At 35.0% G+C, this 21,142-nt stretch carries 19 protein-coding genes and 3 pseudogenes; 8 read left to right on the top strand and 14 right to left on the bottom strand.

Going from position 1 to position 21,142, the window contains the following annotated elements; translation table 11 throughout:
* Window positions 1–242: 242 nt before the first annotated feature.
* The 3 genes and pseudogenes from LC087_RS02480 to LC087_RS02470 all read right to left on the bottom strand — a co-directional run bounded on the left by LC087_RS02480 (window position 243) and on the right by LC087_RS02470 (window position 5,023).
* Window positions 243–1,097 (bottom strand): TetR/AcrR family transcriptional regulator, encoded by an 855-nt coding sequence (locus LC087_RS02480; protein WP_226538917.1) that lies wholly within the window; start codon window positions 1,095–1,097, stop codon window positions 243–245.
* A 31-nt stretch (window positions 1,098–1,128) separates the two neighbouring features.
* Complete coding sequence (locus tag LC087_RS02475; protein ID WP_226538916.1) at window positions 1,129–4,374, bottom strand: efflux RND transporter permease subunit; 3,246 nt, start codon at window positions 4,372–4,374, stop codon at window positions 1,129–1,131.
* A 189-nt stretch (window positions 4,375–4,563) separates the two neighbouring features.
* A pseudogene (locus LC087_RS02470) lies at window positions 4,564–5,023 on the bottom strand (MarR family winged helix-turn-helix transcriptional regulator).
* A gap of 276 nt (window positions 5,024–5,299) precedes the next feature.
* Between LC087_RS02470 and LC087_RS02465 the strand changes: the two are divergent.
* Window positions 5,300–5,572: a hypothetical protein gene (locus LC087_RS02465; RefSeq protein ID WP_226538914.1), complete on the top strand. Its 273-nt coding sequence runs from the start codon at window positions 5,300–5,302 to the stop codon at window positions 5,570–5,572.
* A gap of 114 nt (window positions 5,573–5,686) precedes the next feature.
* Window positions 5,687–5,995 (top strand): MerR family transcriptional regulator, encoded by a 309-nt coding sequence (locus tag LC087_RS02460; RefSeq protein WP_226538913.1) that lies wholly within the window; start codon window positions 5,687–5,689, stop codon window positions 5,993–5,995.
* Between the two features lie 60 nt (window positions 5,996–6,055).
* Here LC087_RS02460 and LC087_RS02455 read toward each other — a convergent pair whose 3' ends face one another.
* A complete protein-coding gene (locus LC087_RS02455; protein ID WP_226538912.1) occupies window positions 6,056–6,913 on the bottom strand; it encodes a vanadium-dependent haloperoxidase in 858 nt (285 codons plus the stop codon).
* Between the two features lie 136 nt (window positions 6,914–7,049).
* Here LC087_RS02455 and LC087_RS02450 point away from each other — a divergent pair, with 136 nt between their 5' ends.
* Window positions 7,050–7,193: a hypothetical protein gene (locus tag LC087_RS02450; protein WP_226538911.1), complete on the top strand. Its 144-nt coding sequence runs from the start codon at window positions 7,050–7,052 to the stop codon at window positions 7,191–7,193.
* Between the two features lie 325 nt (window positions 7,194–7,518).
* Here LC087_RS02450 and LC087_RS02445 read toward each other — a convergent pair whose 3' ends face one another.
* Together LC087_RS02445 and LC087_RS02440 are read right to left on the bottom strand one after the other, a co-directional pair.
* Window positions 7,519–8,859 (bottom strand): helix-turn-helix transcriptional regulator, encoded by a 1,341-nt coding sequence (locus tag LC087_RS02445; RefSeq protein WP_226538910.1) that lies wholly within the window; start codon window positions 8,857–8,859, stop codon window positions 7,519–7,521.
* 238 nt (window positions 8,860–9,097) lie between these two features.
* A pseudogene (locus LC087_RS02440) lies at window positions 9,098–9,513 on the bottom strand (organic hydroperoxide resistance protein).
* A gap of 122 nt (window positions 9,514–9,635) precedes the next feature.
* Here LC087_RS02440 and LC087_RS02435 point away from each other — a divergent pair.
* Window positions 9,636–10,073, top strand: a complete 438-nt coding sequence (locus LC087_RS02435) for a MarR family winged helix-turn-helix transcriptional regulator (protein ID WP_226539066.1) — start codon at window positions 9,636–9,638, stop codon at window positions 10,071–10,073.
* A gap of 10 nt (window positions 10,074–10,083) precedes the next feature.
* Here LC087_RS02435 and LC087_RS02430 read toward each other — a convergent pair whose 3' ends face one another.
* Entirely contained in the window at window positions 10,084–11,253 is a 1,170-nt protein-coding gene (locus LC087_RS02430; protein WP_226539065.1) for a M20 family metallopeptidase, read from the bottom strand.
* Between the two features lie 193 nt (window positions 11,254–11,446).
* Here LC087_RS02430 and LC087_RS02425 point away from each other — a divergent pair, with 193 nt between their 5' ends.
* The 3 genes from LC087_RS02425 to LC087_RS02415 are packed head-to-tail and all read left to right on the top strand — an operon-like array spanning window position 11,447 to window position 13,865.
* A complete protein-coding gene (locus tag LC087_RS02425; RefSeq protein WP_226538908.1) occupies window positions 11,447–12,232 on the top strand; it encodes an ABC transporter ATP-binding protein in 786 nt (261 codons plus the stop codon).
* Window positions 12,233–12,994 (top strand): ABC-2 family transporter permease, encoded by a 762-nt coding sequence (locus LC087_RS02420; protein ID WP_306019894.1) that lies wholly within the window; start codon window positions 12,233–12,235, stop codon window positions 12,992–12,994.
* Window positions 12,995–13,025: 31 nt separating this feature from the next.
* Window positions 13,026–13,865, top strand: a complete 840-nt coding sequence (locus LC087_RS02415; RefSeq protein ID WP_306019892.1) for a hypothetical protein — start codon at window positions 13,026–13,028, stop codon at window positions 13,863–13,865.
* Window positions 13,866–13,875: 10 nt separating this feature from the next.
* On the opposite strand, the gene LC087_RS02410 is transcribed toward LC087_RS02415, so the two are convergent.
* The 3 genes from LC087_RS02410 to LC087_RS02400 all read right to left on the bottom strand — a co-directional run bounded on the left by LC087_RS02410 (window position 13,876) and on the right by LC087_RS02400 (window position 16,018).
* A complete protein-coding gene (locus LC087_RS02410; protein WP_226538906.1) occupies window positions 13,876–14,334 on the bottom strand; it encodes a serine hydrolase domain-containing protein in 459 nt (152 codons plus the stop codon).
* A 615-nt stretch (window positions 14,335–14,949) separates the two neighbouring features.
* Window positions 14,950–15,285 carry a PadR family transcriptional regulator gene (locus LC087_RS02405; protein ID WP_226538905.1) on the bottom strand — a complete coding sequence of 112 codons (336 nt, stop codon included), beginning with the start codon at window positions 15,283–15,285 and terminating at the stop codon, window positions 14,950–14,952.
* 163 nt (window positions 15,286–15,448) lie between these two features.
* Window positions 15,449–16,018, bottom strand: coding sequence for a GrpB family protein (locus LC087_RS02400; RefSeq protein WP_306019889.1), 570 nt, complete (start codon window positions 16,016–16,018; stop codon window positions 15,449–15,451).
* Window positions 16,019–16,676: 658 nt separating this feature from the next.
* Between LC087_RS02400 and LC087_RS02395 the strand changes: the two genes are divergently transcribed.
* The gene (locus tag LC087_RS02395; protein WP_306019887.1) at window positions 16,677–17,033 is read left to right on the top strand and encodes a hypothetical protein; all 357 of its coding nucleotides are present in this window, start codon (window positions 16,677–16,679) and stop codon (window positions 17,031–17,033) included.
* On the opposite strand, the gene LC087_RS02390 is transcribed toward LC087_RS02395, so the two are convergent.
* The 4 genes and pseudogenes from LC087_RS02390 to hppD form a co-directional block, all read right to left on the bottom strand.
* Complete coding sequence (locus LC087_RS02390) at window positions 17,028–18,173, bottom strand: homogentisate 1,2-dioxygenase (RefSeq protein ID WP_226538902.1); 1,146 nt, start codon at window positions 18,171–18,173, stop codon at window positions 17,028–17,030. The two genes, LC087_RS02395 and LC087_RS02390, sit on opposite strands and share 6 nt — an antisense overlap.
* Window positions 18,174–18,204: 31 nt before the next feature.
* Window positions 18,205–19,116 (bottom strand): fumarylacetoacetate hydrolase family protein, encoded by a 912-nt coding sequence (locus LC087_RS02385; protein ID WP_226538901.1) that lies wholly within the window; start codon window positions 19,114–19,116, stop codon window positions 18,205–18,207.
* Between the two features lie 5 nt (window positions 19,117–19,121).
* A complete protein-coding gene (locus tag LC087_RS02380) occupies window positions 19,122–19,652 on the bottom strand; it encodes a flavin reductase family protein (RefSeq protein WP_371932645.1) in 531 nt (176 codons plus the stop codon).
* Window positions 19,653–19,743: 91 nt separating this feature from the next.
* A pseudogene (gene hppD / locus LC087_RS02375) lies at window positions 19,744–20,827 on the bottom strand (4-hydroxyphenylpyruvate dioxygenase); the annotation flags it as partial.
* Window positions 20,828–21,142 lie beyond the last annotated feature (315 nt).

The raw sequence follows: 21,142 nt of genomic DNA, 5'->3' as shown, positions 1-21,142 counted from the left end.
TAAAATTCTTGTTATTATGATTAATCCGTTAAAATTTCCCACTATGTTCTTACTAATAAGGTAAACATATTATTCAAAGCATAAATAACAGTAAAGGAGCATTGATATGACTCAATGCCCCTTTACAATAGGTTTAAAACGAATGAACTGTACTCATCAATTATAATTATCCTTTTTTCTTGTGATTTACGATTACAAGAAAAAGGACAAGAGCTTTCCCCCCTGTCCTCTAATCAAACCATTCAACTATTCTTCAAGATCTTTCTTAATTCGGTTATTTCCGGCTCAAAATATCCTTGACTTAAATGTTCTAAACGAAAGAGCACACTTTCCAACACAACTTTCTTCGTTTCCTTTTTCCCCCACTCTTCTACTAACACCTCAAGGGTATGACTAATTTCGTCTTTGTTATCGATTTCTAGTTTTGAAAGCTTACTTTGACAAGATAGCAAGAGTTCCTTACTTGAATGCGAGATTTCAAATGGGGGAAGAACATCCTCTGTTAAAAAGGAACGTTTTCCCTTTTTATACCCATTGACTAAAATATCACACTGCTCGATTACAAAATGTGAAAATCCCTCTAAATCGAATTGGATCCCATCAATGATATTGTAAGATAAATATTCGTTAACAATTCCATTCATGATCGTTGCTAAATCTAGGGAGTATGGCTTAATATCTTCTCCATACAACTCCATCATTTTCATTCGAGTCCAGGAGAGACTTTCAAATCGAACTTTTACAAAGAACTCTTTAATTCTGTCATCTTGTTGGTAAATATTCACTTGGCATTGTTGTCTAACAAAATCTCGATTCTCCACAAAAGCAGATAATTGAACCATTACCTGTAAACGAAACTTTTCTCTACTTGATAAATTGTCTGTCGTTTCAATTTCCTCCACTTTATTTGCAAAGAAATCATAATTGTATAAGAAAATTTGATAGAGAAGTTCTAGTTTAGAGTTGAAGTAATGATAAAGTGATCCTTTTGCAACTCCTATATGATCGGCAATCTCTTGCATCGAAGTAGACTGAAACCCTTTTTTTGAGAAGAGTTCCATAGCCCCTTTAATAATTAGTTTTCTTTTTTGCTCCAAAAAATCACCCCTTCAAATGGAACAAAACACATTACCTATTTTCTTTGTCGTCCTTTTTTACAATTTCAATCATTTGCTCAAGCATTTTCACCATTTGCTGTTTATCTTTAGGCGTTTCAGCAATTTCAGTCGATTCTGCTTGTTCTTCTTCTCTTTCAATTTTTTCTTCTAATAAATAAGCTGGTATTAATTGTCCATCAGGAGTCGCATATTTTTTGTTTAGTTTTCTCGTTTGTTTATCAAATAAACTATACACAACTGGAATAACTAACAAGGTTAAAAGTGTACTTGTAATTAATCCACCTATGACACTCACTCCAAGAGGCTGATTAATTTCCGTACCTTCTCCTAAACCTATCGCTAGAGGTAATAATCCGAGAATCGTTGTAGAAGCTGTCATCAACACAGGTCGTAATCGAACTTTCACGGCCTTCACAATGGCATCATACGATTTCATTCCATCCTCTTTTAGTTGATTAATATAGTCAACAATCACAATGGCATTATTTACGACGATACCAGCTAGGACGATGATACCAATTATGACTGTTAAACTTAACGGCGTATTAGTTAAAACAAGCGCGATCGATACTCCTACAATCATGAGTGGAACAGTAAACATAATCACAAGTGGATATTTAAAGGACTCAAATTGAGCAGCCATCACAATATAAATAAACACAATGGCAAGAACAAAGGCTAACAGCATATCATCAATGTTATTTTCTAAAAGCTCACGGTCACCAGAGAACGTGATCTTTGTTTCATCCTCATCTAACTCTAATTCCTCGATCTCTTCATCTACTTTTTGAGAAATTTCTCCTAAATTCGTTGTATTGTTATATTTAACCGAAACTTCTACAGCATTTTCTTTTTCGATTCGGTTTATTTCTGTCGGACCTTCTCCTTTTTCAATCGTAGCAACTTCGCTTAATTGAACAAACTCATCTAGAGGTGTTTTAATCAACAGCTTCTCTAATGAACCGATATTTTCAGTTACGGTTTCATCATATTGAACGTTGACCATATAAATTTCGTTGTTATCTGCGTTCGTGATTTGAATTGCATCTGTTCCACGCGTCACTTGGTTGACCACTGTTGCAATTTGTCCCGGAACTAACCCTTTATCAAGAGCTTTTTCCCGATCGACCGTTATTTGTAGTTCTTCAACCGTATCACTTAGATCTGTCACTACATTAGTAACATCTTCAAGTTCATCAATCGCCGATGCAATCTTTTCAACATCTTCCTTCAATTGTTCTTCATCAGCATTTCGAACGTTAAACGATAACGTGTTAGGTTCTGACCCTGTTGAAGACTGTAAGTTAAAGGTAACTTCTGCTGTTTTGTTGACGTTACGGGCAGTACTCTCGATATCTCTTTCAATATCATCCACAAAATCAAAGGTGGATTGATCACGCTTATCAAGTGGAACCATATTGACATACATCTCTGCAATATTCGTTTGTCCTGTTCCTCTAAAGGACTCTTCCTGATTCGATCCTATTAAACTTACATAAACATCTACATCATCTTTATCTTCTAGTTCTTTTTCTACTGCATTAATCACTTTTTTTGTCTCTTCTAGAGAAGTCCCATTTTCCAGCTCGATTCCAACTGAAAAATATCCTTCATCCGTAGCTGGTAAGAAAACTGCACCTACTCGATAGAGTCCTGCAAGACTCCCTAAAAAGATGACAAGCGTAAGTGTAAGAACGAACCCTCTTCTTCTTAAAGCCCACTTCACGAGTGATTCTAACGATTGCATAAAACGAGATTCTTGACGCTTATTCTCTACATTTTCTTTTGGTACTTTCAACCATTTGCTTGCTAACATCGGTACAACCGTTAATGCTACAAATAAAGAAGCAAATAAACTAAACGCAATCGTCATCGCAAATTCTTTAAAGAGCTGACCGATTAATCCTTGAATAAAGACAACTGGAACAAAAACAGCAACAGTCGTTAAAGTCGAAGCAATAATCGCTGGGCCCATTTCTTTTGCGCCCTCATAAGCTGCTTCTTTAGAAGACTTACCCATCGATAGATGCCTATATATATTTTCAATCACCACAATAGCATTATCCACTAACATTCCTATTCCTAAGGCAAGACCACCTAAAGTCATAATATTTAAGGTGAAATCAGAAAAGTAAATGAGCACAAAGGTCACAATAACAGAATAAGGAATGGCCACTCCGATAATGAGTGGTGATTTCACACTCCGTAAAAATAAGAACAAAACAATCATTGCAAACAATCCGCCCAGTAAAAGGGTTCTCATCATATTATTGATTGCTTGTTCAATATAGTCCCCTTGATCAAATAAAATATCTGCCTTAACAGATTCGTATTTTTCATCCTCAAGTAGTTCATCAAGACGTTCTTGAAAATTTTCTGATACTTCAGCTGTATTGGCATCCGATTGCTGAAGGACACTTACTAATACGGAAGACTCTTGATTGGCTCTTGTGATTGACTTTTTCTCTATCTCTTTTATTTCTACAGTAGCGACTTGGTCTAACGTTATTTTTTCCCCTTGTGCATCTCGAGTAACCACAAGATCCCTTAAAATATCAAGAGAATCAATAGTACTGATCACTCTCGTTGTCAATTGCTTCCCGTCTGTTGTGATTTGATCACCAGGTAAGGATATTTTATTGCTTCTCACTACATCTACGATTTCAGACTGAGTTAAATTATATTGTTTTAATTTTTCCTGATCTAATAATACACTAACTTGTTCTGAAGAAAGACCAGATAAATTAACACTTGCAACTCCTTCAGCTTTTGTCAGCTCTTGCTTTAAATCATCAGCTAAATCTTGAAGCTGTTTGTTATCTGAAGTTGATGTTAATGATAATTGAATAATAGGAAACTGACTAGGATCAAACTTTAAAAACCGAGGATCCTCTGCACCCTCTGGGAGTGGTATATTTTCCATACTACTCATGATTTCATCTTGCACTTCGTCAATATCTGAAGTCCATGAAAACCGTAATAATACAAGACTTGCATTTTCTTCAGATGTAGAGGAAATGGTATTTAAACCCTCTACAGTAGATAACGCTTCTTCTAGAGGTTTAGATACTTTCTCCACTACTTCTTCTGGACTTGCCCCTTCATAATTGGTGACAACAACTCCAATAGGTGGATTAATTTCAGGAATGAGTTTCATAGGAATATTCAGTAAAGAAACAATCCCTAGAATAATAACTAAAAACATGGTAACGATCGTAAAAACAGGTCTTCTAATCGAGAAACGACTCAGTTTCATTAATTTCAAATCCCCCCTTTGACTAATGGGTCATATTTATTTTCGACTAAATGGTCAACATGCATCTACTATAAACGAATTCCCGAATGAATTTCAAGTAAGAACGATTGAAAAATAAAAAAACAGAGCATACTCTGCCCTGTTCTTATTTTGCTAAGCAACCTTATGTTATAAACATGTTTTTGAAAACTAACGGAAAAGTAAGTGTTGACTATGAATACCAGCCTTTTTTTAATAATTCAATCATCTGCTCCTGCTCTTCTTTAGAAAGTCCAGAAAAGGCTCTAGCAATTCTGATCGAGTGAATAGGATAAATTTCATTCATATAATTCATCCCCATATCCGTCAAATGAGCAAAAATCGATCGTTTATCTTTTGTATTTTGCTCTCGATATAAATAACCGTTTTTCTCTAGTTTATCAATTACATAGGTAACATTTCCGCTAACTAATAACAGTCTAGCTCCAATGTCTTGGAGCTTCTGTGGACCTCTAGTATAGAGAAGCTCCAACACAGCAAACTCTGTCGGATTAAACCCGTGCTCTTTACTATCACGAATCGAATGCTCTGAAATACTTTTAAATGCCCTTGCAAAAACTTTGTATAACGCAAGAGACCGTTCAACTTCTTCTTCGGTATAAGACATCATTACAACCGCCTTTACAAACAATTTGAATATATGTTAAAAAATACTTTATGTATATTTTACTATTATATTACCATATTTTAAAGATTTGTTTTTTAGAGGCTTTTAAAATCCTTCTAAGTTAACAACTCATTATTCCTCTCTTTACATAATTATCTATAATAATATTATATTCAAAAATCTTTTAACTTCAACAGTTTTTCCAAAAAAAACTTTTTAGACTATAAATTAATAATAAAGGAAACACTATGTACAATACTTTTTAGTCGGGGAGAAAAAATGAAAGATCTAGCATGGATTGCCAAACAACCATTAAAAGAAGGCGTAGTGGTCCTTTACTTTTTGAACAAGAAAGAGCCAAAAAACGAACAATTTTATAAATTAATATTGTGTAATTTCAAAGTAGATGCCTTGTATGTATTTAACTTGAAATCTGAACGTTTCGAAGAGGTTACTTCCTTATTCTCCGAAAATTATCTTGATAATCTATCTAATTGTCATAAACCCCATTTACCACAACTTAATAAATCATTCTTCCTACCCTTTCTATGATAGTTTTCCTAACATTAATTGCTGTTTATTGTTAGATTTTCTGACAATACTGAGGATTTTTCAATATATAATCGGTATAATTAAGATAAAGGATACAACTCAAGGGGTGGAAATGTGGAAGATTCATACAAGTTAAAAAAAGTCATTTCCATTGGTACTGTAAGCGAAATAACTGGACTATCTGTTAGACAAATTCGCTATTATGAAGAGCGAAATTTAGTTGAACCTGATCGAACGTCAAAAGGTACGAGAAAATATTCCTTCTCTGATATAGAACAATTAATGATAATTGCTAATCAACGAGAAGAAGGGGTTCAAACAACCGAAATTTTAAGAGAATTAAGAAAACAAGGAAGCAATCAATCCGTTAGGAATAATATGATAAGAGGACAAATTAACGCGCAATTTAATAAGAAAAATTAACAACATTCATTCAAAAAGTGCCTGTATCAGACACTTTTTGAACAGCCAACTCATAATCAATTATGATTCCTTATTACATGAATTATAAATAGTAAGAGATGCGCATTTTCTACTAAAGTCGTAAGGAATTGCTTGCCTATATGGTGGTGGAGAAAGTTTAGCATATTGATCTTCTGTATAAGGGGTATCTACCGGATCACCATTAGGCAATATTTGTTGTTCAAACTTTTTCCTTATAATATACGCCAACCTCTTTCCTAAACAATAACCTTCATTGTTGTCAGAAGGATAATGGACGCCACCGTATAACCTTGACACAGAACATTGTTTTGCTAGTGTTTTTAGTCTACATTCCTCCGCAGGGAAAAAGTAAGATAAAATTTCTTCAGCACAACCTGCAACTGTTGCGTGACCGGATGGATACGTTGGATGATTAGGGGTGCAAACGACAGTAGCCAATTGATTATTTAATTGATTAGGTCTTGCAACATTCCATTTAAATTTCAAATACCAACAAATCACAAACACGTCATTGATAGCTGATTGAACACAAGAAAGAATTCTTGCAGCCCTAGGAGCAGTTACGCCATACGTATCAATTAGTACATCGCATATTGGCGTCCACTGTTTTGTTGCTGGACCACGACTCCAATAGTCTGCTATTTTTACGGTTTTTTTTGTTCGCTCGTTAATAGTTTGCTCAACAACTTTTAATTCCTCATCCCAGTTTATTTTACTAGGATTCGTTATTCCTAAATGAACAACTTTTCCTCTCCAATCAATAATTTGCCCTAGTTTATTTATGGTAAAGTAATACATGGGCCATTCTCCTGCGTAAGGTTCTTCTGGAACAGGTGGAGTGGTTTCACCGGCATAAGGCCATTCCGACCATAATAAATAGTTTGTTATTTTTAACACCTCCTTGTACTTCATAATACTTTATGCTAGTTAACTAAAAATGCTTGTATGATTGTCACAATTTTTATATATATTTTATGATTTTTAGTATATAATATATTGAATAGTATGAATATTTTGAATAGGAGTGGTTATATTGATTAAAAAATGGTCTAAATCTCTTTTTTCGTTTAGTTTTCTTTTCTTAAGTGCTTTAGGAAGTTATAGTTTTTTAGAAGAACCTCCTAGTCTAACGGAAGAACCTCCTGGTCTAACGGAAGAACCTCCTAACTTAACTTGATTTCTCATTAGAACAAATTTAAGAAAAGCGCAAGCGCCCGTTTAGCAACGAAGGGGCTTGAGCACTCCGTATGAGATAAAGGAAACACGAAAAGCCGCAGGCTTCGATGTTGACTTATCATAGACAAATGGAACATCATCTAAAGACGTCCACGTCCTGTGGACAACGATGATGCTAGCACTTCCTGTGCGTCGAAAAACTTACGAGTTGCTGGGCGATGGAGCTAGACAAAAATAAAAGCACCATCCAAATAAGGACAGATTTTTATACTTTCTTACTCTGCAAAAAAAAGGGGTTTGTTGGTACCAACACCAACAAGCCCCTTTTATACTTTAGTAATAACCTTTTGAGATTTTGCTTTAATTTTATTAGCATGCAGCTGAATGATTCTATCATAAGCGTTCGTTCGATTATTTTGTTCATTTACTGCGTTTATGACCATTCGATAATAATGGCAAGCCGCCTTATATTTATTTTGGTTTTCAAAATGAACGGCCAAAAACTTTGAAAATAAAATTACTTCATCTTCATAATTTTGATCCTTAAAGTATGGAATGACTTCCTTTTCTAAAAACTTTTCAAATACCTCATCTAAAATCTCTTCCATTAAAAAACGAAAAACTTTGAATCGATATTCAAAATCTTTTCGAGGATAACGCTTTAATAGCTCCTCTCCCTTCTCAAGCCAGAGAGCAACTTGATCTTTATTATCTTGGAAATAAAAAGTTTGCATAATCCAATACATTGTCACAAGCATCGATTCTTCCCGCTCTATTTTTTTATACTGAAGAGCAAGGTTAAAATTCGTTAAAGCCTTCTCATATTCTAACTGATTAAAATGATAATACCCTATGTTATGATAAATAATTCCTAGTAAATCAGTTTCATCTAACTGTTTAGCAATTACCAAGGCAAGTTGGTAATTTTCGTAGGCTTTTTTAAATTCGTTCACCCTTTGAAAATTTAACCCTAATAAAACTTGCGCTTCTCCACACCTTCTTAAGTTATAAACACTTCTAAATATTAATAATGCCGAATTCGTATATTGAATGGAAAGAGCAGGCTTTCTCATTTGATTGAGACATAAACCAATCATATAGAATAAGTCTGCCTTCTCCCAACTTTCAAACGCCATTTGATTAGAGATGTGTTCTTCAGCATACTTTAAGTGATCTAATGCCTTTATGTACTGTCGATTTACATAATGGTACATTCCTTTAAACTTATAAAAGAAATAGATCATCTTGTCTTCTAAAATATCACTATATAAATTAATTTTTTCAAGTGAACGGTCTAGATATTCATGTTTACCTGCGAAGAAGAAATAACGGAGCTCAAATAAAGTGAAGAAAATGAGAGCTGTAGTATCATTGGAAAAATTAATTCTATCTTTGAGTAGTTCATATTGTGACTCAACTTCATTTTTACGATAATGAATAATATCCTCATACCATTTAAACAAGTCTTCCATTAAAGTGATTTCTTCTTGCTCAATTAATTGAATATCTAATCTTTTGCTGAGATAACTTAAAACCTCTCCACTAGGCTGCGTTTGATTATTTTCTATTTTCGATAAATAAGAAGTCGAAATAATCCCTTTGGCTAATTCCTCCTGTGTCATATTCTTTTGAATACGGTAGAAGCGAATTCTATTCCCTATCTCCACTCTCCTCACCTCGTTCTAAATGGGGTTTTACTGATGGTTATATTTTCATTAAACATATAAGTTTTATCGGGTTTTAAAAAACGACAAATAGGAATATTCAGACTATTCAATATTAGTAACACACTTTTTATGTTACCACATTCATTGAATTAGTCAATATAAACGAATTCATATGTTTATTTTACACAATAAAAAGAGGACAGGTTTTAAAGCCTATCCTCTTTTTTTGATCTCTTTATTATTCAGCTACTTTTAATTCAACATCAATATTGCCTCTTGTCGCTTTTGAATAAGGACAAACTTGATGGGCTTGCTCGAGTAATTTTTCAGCTTCTTCTTTACTTACTTCTGGGATTTTAGCTTCAAGAACGACACTTAATTCAAAACCAGAATCATCTTTTCCAATTGATACATGAGTTGTAATTTCAGTTGTTCCTAGTTTAATTTTATTTGTACGAGCGACTAAATTTAGAGCGCTATCAAAACATGCTGCGTATCCTGCTGCAAATAATTGTTCCGGATTGGTGCCTTCTTTACCTGCTCCACCAACTCTTTTGGCATTTCAATCTTATGATCTAAAACACGATCTGAAGATTGTACTTTCCCTTCACGTCCTCCTATTGCTGTTGCAGTTGCTGTGTACAATGGTTTCATTAATAAACACTCCTCTAATATTATTTTTCGTTATTTAATTGTTCACAATTATTATTTTGCATATTTAATTTATCATGACTATAATATAGATGTCAACTTATATGCTAGGAGAATGATTGATGATGGATAAAAAACCATTTTTTCTAAAGGACCACCTATGCTTTTCTATTTACGCTTGTTCCAGAGAAATCATAAAGCGTTATCACCCCTTATTAAAGGAACTAAATATCACCTATCCACAATATTTAGTATTAGTTGTTTTATCAGAAAAAAACAAACTAACAGTAAAAGAATTAGGAGAAGAACTCTACTTAGATTCAGGAACGTTGACACCGTTACTTAAAAGGTTAGAGCAATCAGGGATTGTCACTCGTATTCGTTCTAAAGAAGATGAACGTAAAGTGGAAGTTTCACTTACTGAAAAAGGTGTAGAGCTGAAAAAGAAAGCTGAAAACATCCCTATTCATATTTTCGACGAAACAGACTTAACGGACGAAGACATTGCTGATTTAAATAGACAGTTTCACCATATACTAAAGAAACTAAACCAAAAAGCCTAGTTCATTTTGACTAGGCTTTTTGATTTTCATCCTTTAAAAAACATAACGTAGCCGCTCCTAATGTTTTAGAGGCAATTAACATCGCTCTTTCATCTATTGAAAATTTAGGGTGATGGTGTGGATAGGTCACATCCCAATTCGGGTCTTGAGCCCCCGTAAAGAAAAAACAGCCTTTTACGTGCTCGAGATAGTAGGCAAAATCCTCTCCACCCATAGATGGTTCGGTTTCACATACCTTGGTTACTTCAGGAACCATTTTAGCGATTGATTTTATATGTTCAGTCTCTTCTTTATGATTTACAACAGAAGGATACCCTCGATTATAACTGAACTGATAGTCACATTGATGAGACAGACAAGTTCCTTCTATTATCTTTTCTAATTCTTTTTCAATATTTCCTCTTACTTCTTCATTAAATGTTCGGACGGTTCCTTGTAATGATGCTTGATCAGCGATAACATTAAACGCATTTTCAGAAACGAATGACCCTATTGATACAACAGCAGAATCTAATGGATTAATTCGACGAGAGACAATTTGCTGAATCGCTTGAACCAATTGGCTAGCGATCACAATCGAATCTTTTGTCAAATGTGGTTGTGCACCATGACCACCTTCCCCTAAAATTGTAATGTTAAACGAATCGGCAGCGGCCATAAGCGGGCCCTCTCGGTAAAGAATCTCACCATAAGGTTCTGTTGCCCATAAATGAGTACCGAAAATAACATCTACTCCTTCTAGGCATCCGTCCTCAATCATCGCAATTGCACCACCTGGTGTTAACTCCTCTGCGTGCTGATGGATAAAAACGATTGTACCTGCCAGGTCTTCCTTTATTTGAACGAAAGCTTTTGCTAAAGATAACAATGTCGCTGTATGTCCATCGTGACCACAGGCATGCATGACACCGTCATTTTTAGATTTATAAGGGACATCTCGCTCTTCTTGTATTGGAAGAGCATCAAAGTCTGCACGAAGGGCTACCGTCTTCCCATGTTTATTTCCTTTAAGTTTTGCTACTACACCTCTTCCCCCCACTCCTTCCCTTACTTCGAGTCCTAATTTTCGATGATAGTCGGCTATAAATTTTGCTGTTTCAACCTCTTGAAAAGATAACTCCGGGTATTGATGTAAATATCGGCGAATATTAACCATTTCTTCATATAAATCATCTAACATATAAAACAATTTATCCAATTTAATCACTGTCCTTTTTAATATTTTTCTATTTTAATTTGAAATTTTCACGTGATATAGTTAAAAAAGGGATTTTCTTATATTTTAACAAACTATCACACATGAAACCTTATTAATACATAAATCGTATATAAATCATATTGAGCATGTAAATAATAATAAAGCAGGTGAAATAATGGAACCAATATTACAAATACAGCAACTTAAAAAGAATTATGGCTCAAATGAAGTGTTGAAAGGGATTGACCTTGATGTTTATCCTGGACAGATTATCGGCTATATTGGGCCCAATGGTGCTGGAAAAAGCACTACAGTCAAAATGATTTTAGGGCTTGAACAAGACTATTTAGGGGACATCTCTTTATTTGGAAAAAACATCAAAGATGATCCAATCAACTATAAAAGAAGAGTTGGTTACGTCCCTGAAATGGCAGAGCTCTATGATGCTTTAACAGCTCATGAATATTTAACCTTTATTGGTGAGTTGTATGGAATGGACTTCGAGACAACTGACCAAAAAGCAAAGCAGCTTTTTTCTGTCTTCAACATGGAGCATGTGTATAACGCTAGAATTTCATCTTTTTCAAAAGGAATGAAACAAAAACTACTCATTGTATCCAGCATGCTACATAACCCAGATATTTTATTTTTGGACGAGCCTATCAATGGACTAGATGCTAACAGCGTGATGATTTTCAAAGAAATTTTAGCTCAATTAGCAAATGCAGGGAAAACAATCTTTTATTCCTCTCACATTATGGATGTTGTTGAAAAAATCAGTACAAGAATCGTCATTATTAACGATGGGCAAATCGTAACGGACGGTACCTTCTCTGAAATAAAACAACAACAAAAGGATGGAAAAGGATCATTAGAAGAGATTTTTAACAAGGTGACAGGCTTTAATGATCAAAAACAACGAGCAGATGAATTCATTTCTATCGTAACTGAGGTGAAATAAATGAAAGAATTCCGAACCTTACAATTTCTCGACCATTTTACGTGGTTTTTTACGAAGATGGGTGTTGATTATCCGATGATGAGAAAAATAGTACAAATGAAACTAACCATGGATCAAAGAAGAACACCAACCATCTTTCAATCAAATGCAAAAAAAGCTAAAGAAAACAAAGAGGAAAACAAATTCATGAAGTCACTTTGGGTTTATGGTTTGATGGGACTTCTTTTAATCTTCTTTGTACTACTAAATGAAAATTATATTCTTTCTATGAGTGTTACTTTCAGCGTTTTAATGATTACAATTATGATGTCTATGGTTTCCGACTTTTCTAACGTGTTACTCGATATTCGGGAAAAAATGATTATTTCTTCAAAGCCGATCTCATCAAAAACGATTAACACAGCAAAAACGATTCACATTGCCATCTATTTGTTTTTACTGACTGGATCGTTCGTTGTTCCATCTTTGCTCGCGAGTTTTATTGCTCATGGTCCCATTTTCTTTTTGATCTATTTACTTGAAATTATTTTAATGGTGTTTCTCATTATTTTATGCACTTCTTTAATCTACGTTATTATTTTAAAGTTTTTTGACGGAGAAAAGGTGAAAGACATTATTAACTTTATTCAAATTGGCTTAACCATCGGTATCGCCATTGGATACCAGTTAGTCATCCGTTCATTTGATATGTTTGATTTCTCCTTCCAAGTTGCTTGGTGGCAATTTTTCATTCCACCGATTTGGTTTGGGGCTTCCTTATGAATGGTTATTAAACGGAAATACTCACCCGCTTTTGATTACATTTTCCATCTTAGCATTCGCTGTTCCGATCGTTTCTTTGATTGTTTACATCAGGATTATCCCTTCTTTTGAAAACAATTTATTGAAGTTATCCAGTCAGCAAGGAGCAAATCGAAAGCCTTTATCGAACGTAAGAAAAAAATTCATTCAGCTCATTTGCTTTTCAAAAGAGGAACAATTATTCTACAGGTTTGCTAGTCAGATGATGAAAAACGAACGAGAATTCAGATTAAAAGTGTATCCATCCTTAGGCATGGCGTTTATTTTTCCAATTATCATTCTCATGAATGAGCTTCAATGGAAAACATTCGAGGAGGTTTCTCAAGGAAACGGTTATTTAGGTATATACTTATGTACGATTATTATTCCATCCGCTATTATGATGCTAAGTTATTCCGGTAATTATAAAGGGGCATGGATTTATAAGACTACTCCTATTAAAAACTTTTATCATGTAGCAAGCGGGACGTTAAAATCCTTTATCGTCAAGCTATTTTTACCTGTATTTTTGCCGATAAGCGTCTTTTATGTATGGATTTATGGTGCAACAGTGATTATTGATTTATTCATTGTTCTAGGAGTATCTATTCTAACCTCTATTATTTGTTTTTTATTATTGGTGAAGGAACTCCCCTTTTCAAGCTCGTTCGAAACGATTGAGAACACGAATTGGATTGTTTTTATTTTTATGATTCCGATCGCTATTTTTGCAGGTATACATTATTATCTCTTAACCGTTCCTTATGGGAAAATAGGGTATCTAATATTGTTAATTGTCACATCAACACTTGCTTGGAAGTTTGCGTTAGGTAAACAGTGGAAAGAGGTATAGAGTGTTTACTCTATACCTTTTCTATAAGGATGATGTGACAGTCAAGTAAAAAGGTACTAAACCCACTCGTATGGGACAAAAGGTGTTTGATTTTTATCTTTGAGGCATTTTCATGATGAAACCACGATAAATAATCAGAAATTGGACGATCTATTTCAACTTGTTTTTGATTGACTAGTTGGAGAATGGCTAATGCAGTCATGGATTTGCTAACAGAGCCAGTTAGTAGAGAAGTTTCATTCGTCATATTGCCAAAGTTTGTTTTTAAAACAGGTTGTTTATTTTGAAAAATGACAACTGATGCACCAGGTATAGACAATTGTTCTAGTGTACTTTGAATTGTTTTCTCAATGTCTTTGATAGTTTGACCTTGTACATAGGTGATGGGGAGAAAAACAAAAATTAGAAGAATTAAGATGATGATCATGGTGCAGGATTTGACAATTAGAGGCTGTTTTCTTTTTTTCATTTAACCATGTATTTTCGTTTCAAGATATACAAACTAACAAGAGCTAAAATAGAAGCTGTTAACAAGCTAATTGAGATTAAAAACGCATTCCACCAACTGTTTTCAGCTATATTGTAAAAGAGGTTATAGTGAATATAGTCCTCCGTAAATGACTTTGTTAAAAAAAGAGAAAATATCACCTGGCAAATAGCATAAACACTCATAAAAGCTCCAATTGACTTAAGGTACAGGTTCCAGCTCCTTTTTGATTGTTTTCGAGAATAACCGTGGGAAGTGGCAAATGCTTCAGCAAACTCTCTCGCAGGTTCAAGGTTTTTAAGCGCGTCCTCCCCTCTTTCATGAGATGCATCGAAATGTTCATTTAATTGTTCAGTTGCTTCTTGTTTTTTACTTATAGTGCGTGTTCAAAAAGTAGGGGGAAAAGGGCCGAGAAGAACGAGGCGACGAAGCTATGAGCACCACAGTGTACGTTCTCTGTACATGAGGAGTGGAATAGCGAGACAACAAAGTTATTCGACAGCAATTTTTCATGACTTTTTGAACAACCTCTTATAGGAATTAAGAAACGATTTAATTCGAGTTTAACTTCTTTTATATATTGATTTTTTCCATACATCATTTGTCCTCCTTTATATGATGATTGAGTAACCCTTGAATATCCTTCTGTAATTCTTTCCATTCATCCATTTTTACTTGCAAATATTTTTCTCCTTGACTGTTAATCTTGTAATAAACTCTTGCTTTACCTGCTTCGCTCCATTCTCTACTCACATCTACCCATCCTTTGTCCTTCAGTTTCGTTAAAATGGGATAAATGCTGCCAACTCCTTTCAATTTTAATTGATGTTCTTCTAATTCCTTCATAATTTCATATCCATAGCTTTTCTTGTTAGATAATATCGCTAAAACACACATCTCTAAATGACCTTTAATTAAACTTGTTCTATCCATAAAATAAATTTATCACAAATATATATTTTATTCAAGTATATAATAAAAATAAAAAAGACTCCTTTTACGGAATCTTCTTTATTCAAACATTTACCCCTTTGTTTGAAATATGTATTTTTCCCCTTTAGTATAGAAAGCGCTTTCATCACTCAAGATTATTTTACTAAAGTTTTCGAATTAACACAAGGGTTTTTAGAAAAATTATGTTTAAACATTCTTTCGATTTATAGACCACAGCATCGCCTTTTTTTTCAGCCTCAACAATAAAATCGTGTTTCCCAGCCATGTATTGATCAATATCGTTGGGGTATTTCTTTGCTAAACTACCTTTTAATTTCCCATATTCGTTTGCGACGAGAGGATGTGCTATTAAATAATCTCGAAAAGCAAGGTGACGTTCAATTTCAGGGCTTCCTAGTTGAAACACATGAAGGTGATGGGTACGGTCATCTCCTCCTTTTCGAAAAAATCTTCTATTTTTAATTCCGTTTTCTCCAAGAGCATCATAGCCTATTGCCTTGAACTCCTCATTAAAAGCATCGACTCTATGTATATTTTTTACTACAGGCATCAGATCTAGGATAGGCTTCGCACTCAAACCTGGTACAGATGTGCTTCCAATATGGTATATTTTTACCACTTCTGATTCAAGAATTGGTTTTATCATGCGTGCTTCTTGTTCAAACAGCACAAGCCAGTTTTTATTATAAGGTTCAACTACTACTATTCTCATTCCCTCACTCCTTTCAAAAAAAAGCCATCACCTAGATTATATCTAAATGATCGCTTTTCAAGAAGGGCCTTATTGATAAAAATAAGTCAATACGGCTGCTCGAGGGTCATGGTCGGATAAGTCTTTTCCTCTATCATCTTTAAAATTGGCTTCCGCAGTTATTATTAAAAATCTATTATATTCGTTATATTATGGTGACGTCCTTTATTTAGTTTTTATAGAATTTGTTAACTAAAAGTAATTTTACTCTAACCAACATTTACATTGACTCCTTTTTCAGTTAAAATGTATTAAAAGTTTCCTTATGTAAAAAAAATATAACGTTAACTAACTTTTATAGAGGTGAGAAAAACGTTTAAACAAATCAAAAAATCATTCCCAATGAGTAGCAAAGTTACCATATTAACTTTCTTTTTAGCGACTATTTTTTCGACCATTTCAACTTTTGTTTTAGCCGATGCTAATATTTTTTATAGTATACTAGTCGTTATGTTATTTATTTTTATCGGTATTGCCGCTGATACGATCGGACTAGCAGCAGCTACGTCAAACGAAACGCACTTTCATGCTATGGCATCAAAGAAAAAAGTAGGAGCAAAAGAAGCTGCCTTTATTAGTAAGAATGCTCCTTTATTCTCAAGCTTTTTTTTACGATGTAATGGGGGATATAGCAGGAATTGTAAGTGGGGCAGCGACAACTTCCGCGGTTATACAATTAGCAAGACTCATTGCAAATGATAACAACTTTTGGCAATCTATGATTTTAACCATTTTATTAACAAGTCTCGTTGCCTCTTTTACAGTGGGAGGGAAAGCAATATGTAAAACTATCGCCATTTACCAATCGACCAATATCATCTACTATACTGGAAAAGTACTTTATTACTTACAGGTGATTTCACCCATTCCTCTCATTGATGCTAAAAAAACCAAAAAACAAAGGGAATTACAAGAATCCCCTTCATTCCATGTTAGTGAATCTAGCTCGTTTGTACAAAAACAACAATCGTTATAGCCAAGAGTACATATAAGTTTCATCTTCATAAGAATCTACATGACTAGCAACCTTTAAAGGATGGAACGTATCAACCATGACCGCTAATTCTTCCGTTTGTTTTTTTCCAATACTCGCTTCAACTTTTCCTGGGTGAGGTCCATGAGGGATACCACTTGGATGAAGTGTAATTGAACCTTCTTTAATCCCCTTCCGACTCATAAAATTCCCTTCAACATAGTAAAGTACTTCATCACTATTGACGTTACTATGAAAATAGGGTGCGGGTATTGCCTCGGGATGGTAATCGTATAAACGTGGAACGAATGAACAGACGACAAAGTTGCTCCCTTCAAACGTCTGGTGAACAGGTGGTGGTTGATGAATTCGACCTGTGATCGGTTCAAAATCATTGATATTTAGTTTCCACGGATATAAATATCCGTCCCAGCCAATCACATCAAAAGGATGATGCCCATAAACATGCCGGTGAATTTGACCACCTGTTTTTGTCCATACGTGAAACTCTCCTTTTTGATCCATTGTCTTCAGTTTTTCTGGACCAGAAAGATCCCGTTCACAGAAAGGGCTATGCTCAAGTAACTGACCGTACTCATTGCGATATCTCTTTGGAGTGGTTATTTGGCTAGCAGCCTCAATCACTAAAAGTTTCGTCATCTGTGAAGGAATCAACCTGTAAATAGTACCTATTGGAATAATTAAATAATCTCCCTTTCCATATGAAAGAGTGCCAAACATGGTTTCAATGACGCCTTTTCCTTTATGGACGAAAAGGAGTTCATCCCCTTCTCCATTTCGATAGAAAGCATCCATTTCTTCTGTTATGTTTGCCGTTCCTATGAGGATATCCTCATTTCCAAGCCAGTATTGTCTTGATGCAATAGCGTCTCCCTTCTTTTCTACCGCATCAGTATAAAAGTGACGATGCTTCAATGTTTGACTAGATAAATAGGTTGGCTGATAAGGAGAAACAATACTTACATCCTTTACTTCAGTGGGCATATAAAGATGATATAAAATGGATTGTACTCCTGAAAACCCTTTTGTCCCCATGACTTGTTCTCTGAAAAGGGTCCCGTCCTCTTTCTTAAACATCGTATGCCGTTTTTTGGGTATCATCCCCATTTTACGGTAGTACAATCTTATCAAACTCCTTTCTCCTCAATACGGTTTATCCGATCACTCGATTCACTAGCCTCCCTAATCCAGTGATCTCAAGGGTAACCTCATCACCTGACTGTAACCACGTATCATCACCAATTTCCAATAAACAGCCTGTTCCTAAAGTACCAGAACCAATAACTTCACCTGGATACAAGGTCACTCCAGTACAAGCCCGTTCAATCATTTCTGGAAATGTGTAAAAAACGGATTGAAAATTACCTTCAGATAAGATTTTCCCATTAACAGAAGCGGTCATTTTCAAGTCATATCGGCTTCCAATTTTAAATTCTTCTAGCTCATCTTTTGTTACAAGGTAAGGACCTATTGATGTCGCAAAATCTTTTCCTTTTGCTGGACCTAAACCAATCTTCATCTCCTTTCTTTGGAGGTCTCTTGCACTCCAATCATTCATGATACAATAACCTAAAATATAGTCATCCGCATTCTCAGCTTTAATATCCTTTCCTTCCTTTCCGATTACACAAGCAATCTCCAATTCATAATCAAACTGATGACAGTGAGGAGGGATCTGAATGTTATCGTTTGGGCCTTTTATCGCTAAATGGTTCGAAAAATAAAATGCAGGAATCTCGTACCACTCAGGAACGACGGTTAACCCTCGTTTTTCCCTCGCGTTTACAACATGCTCTTCAAATGCATAAAAATCACGTAAACTGAGTGGATTAGGTAAAGGGGCAAGCAATTGAACTTCATTTAAATGATAACTTCCTTGTGAAGGTTGAGCTGACTGTTGTATAGCGGAAATAAGCGGTCTGAATCTATGATACTCACCTAAAATAGCTAACATGGATGAAGGAATTTTCCCACCAGATCGTTGATGGAGATCAATCACAGACTCTCCTTTTATCACTCCTGCCACTTGCCTATCCTCTTGATTTAAAAACGTCACAAACTTCATTCACATCACCTTTTTCTTTCTAAAACAAAGGTTTCAGCCATTGGTTTTGTATACATTTGCCCTGCAAGACGCCCAATTGGATTCAACTTTTCTGTATTGATTTTTCCGTCTTCATATAAATGATCGGCTACATGTACGTGTTGTACTTTACCTACGACTAAACTCCCTGCCCCAGCATGTTCCCCGTAATGACGAACTTCATATAATGAACATTCCAAATGAACTTCACTTTCTTTTACTCTAGGAACTTTTAACGTTGCACTTTTTTCTTTTGTAAAACCCGCTTCTATAAACTCATCCTGTTCAGGTGAAAGGTCTTGAGAGGTAATATTCATTTGTTCTGCAATTGATTCGTTAACAATATTTATGACAAACTCTTTCGTCTGTTCAATGTTATGGAGTGTGTCTTTTTTTTCTCCATTGGTTCCTTTTCGCATAGGAGAAAAACAGATGAGCATTGGATCAGCACATATGGCCGTAAAAAAACTAAAAGGAGCTAAATTACAAACGCCTTTTTTATCGACTGTGGGAAACAAACGCAATCGGCCTTGGGACAATTGAACCAATTAATAATTTGTATGCCTCTTTCCATTCGATATCGTATGGACGAATTTCCATGACACCCTCCTATAGATTTCCTCTTAATGCTTGTTCACGTTCTATCGATTCAAATAAAGCTTTAAAATTCCCTTCCCCAAATCCTTTTGCTCCTTTTCGTTGAATAACCTCAATGAATAAGGTTGGACGATCGACAATAGGTTTAGTGAAGATTTGCAATAAATATCCTTCATCATCTCGGTCTACTAAAATATTAAGTTCTCTAAGCTTTTCAACTTCTTCATCAATATTACCGACACGTTCAATGAGCATGTCATAATACGTATCTGGAGTTGATAAAAATTCGACTCCATTTTCTCTTAACCTTGCGACCGTTGAAATAATATCATTCGTTAACACCGCAATATGTTGTACCCCTGCTCCATTATAAAAATCTAAATACTCTTGAATTTGTGACTTTCTTTTTCCTTCAGCTGGCTCATTAATAGGAAATTTGATTCTTCCTCCATTATGCATGACCTTTGACATTAAAGCCGAATATTCAGTATTAATATCATCATCAGTAAAGTGGGTCATTTCTTTGAAACCCATCACCTTCTCATAATAAGCAACCCACTCTTCCATCTTTTCGACATTGCCAACAACATGATCAACTCCGACAATGCCAGTGTCGATATTAGAAAAGGCGTTCTCTATCTTTTTAAATCCAGGCATAAAGGTACCTGTATAACTCTTTCGTTCCACTAAGGTATGAATAGTGTCACCATATGTACCGATTATCGCTTTTTTTTATCTCACCATATTCGTCTGTTAATTTCATCGGCTTTGATAAAGCGATTGCTCCCCTAGTAACCGCTTCTTCATAAGCCTTGTCAACATCATCAACGGTCAAGGCAATATCCTTTACCCCATCCCCATGCTTTTTCACAAAGTTTGCAATCGGGGAATCTTCGTTTAACGAACCCGTGATTATTAGTCGAACATTCCGCTGCTGCAAAACATAAGAGACGGTTTCTCTATTTCCTGTTTCTAGCCCTGAATAAGCCTTAACCTCAAATCCGAAAGCTGTACAAAAGAAATGAGCAGATTGTTTGGCATTTCCAGAATAAATCTCTAAATAATCAACATCCTTTACTGGGAAATGATCTTCTAAATCCTTGTTTTTTTAAAGGGGTTACTTCTTCTTTCATCCTTGAACCTCTCCTTTGTTCATAGTTTTCCTTTCAGGAGCCTCACTAGAATGATATGTTCGTAGGTGCATATAAAGAATGTCTTTTAGAGGTTGTTCAAAAAGTCAAACAGTGAACAGAAAGTTGTACCATCATCGTTAGCTCTCGAATCGTGGCTGATTAGGGCGATGATGCTTTTCGATTTCACTGCCTTTTTTCCCTACTTTTTGAACGCTCACTCTTAGGTGAATAATAGATAAGATGATTGTAAGGACTAGTAGAAAATAGTTGAAGTTGTA

It is taken from the genome of Bacillus carboniphilus, from assembly GCF_020524035.2.
Classification (GTDB): Bacteria; Bacillota; Bacilli; order Bacillales; family JAIVKR01; genus Bacillus_CC.
Note: the sequence above shows the minus strand (reverse complement) of the source record. Positions and strands in the feature narration are given on the sequence as shown.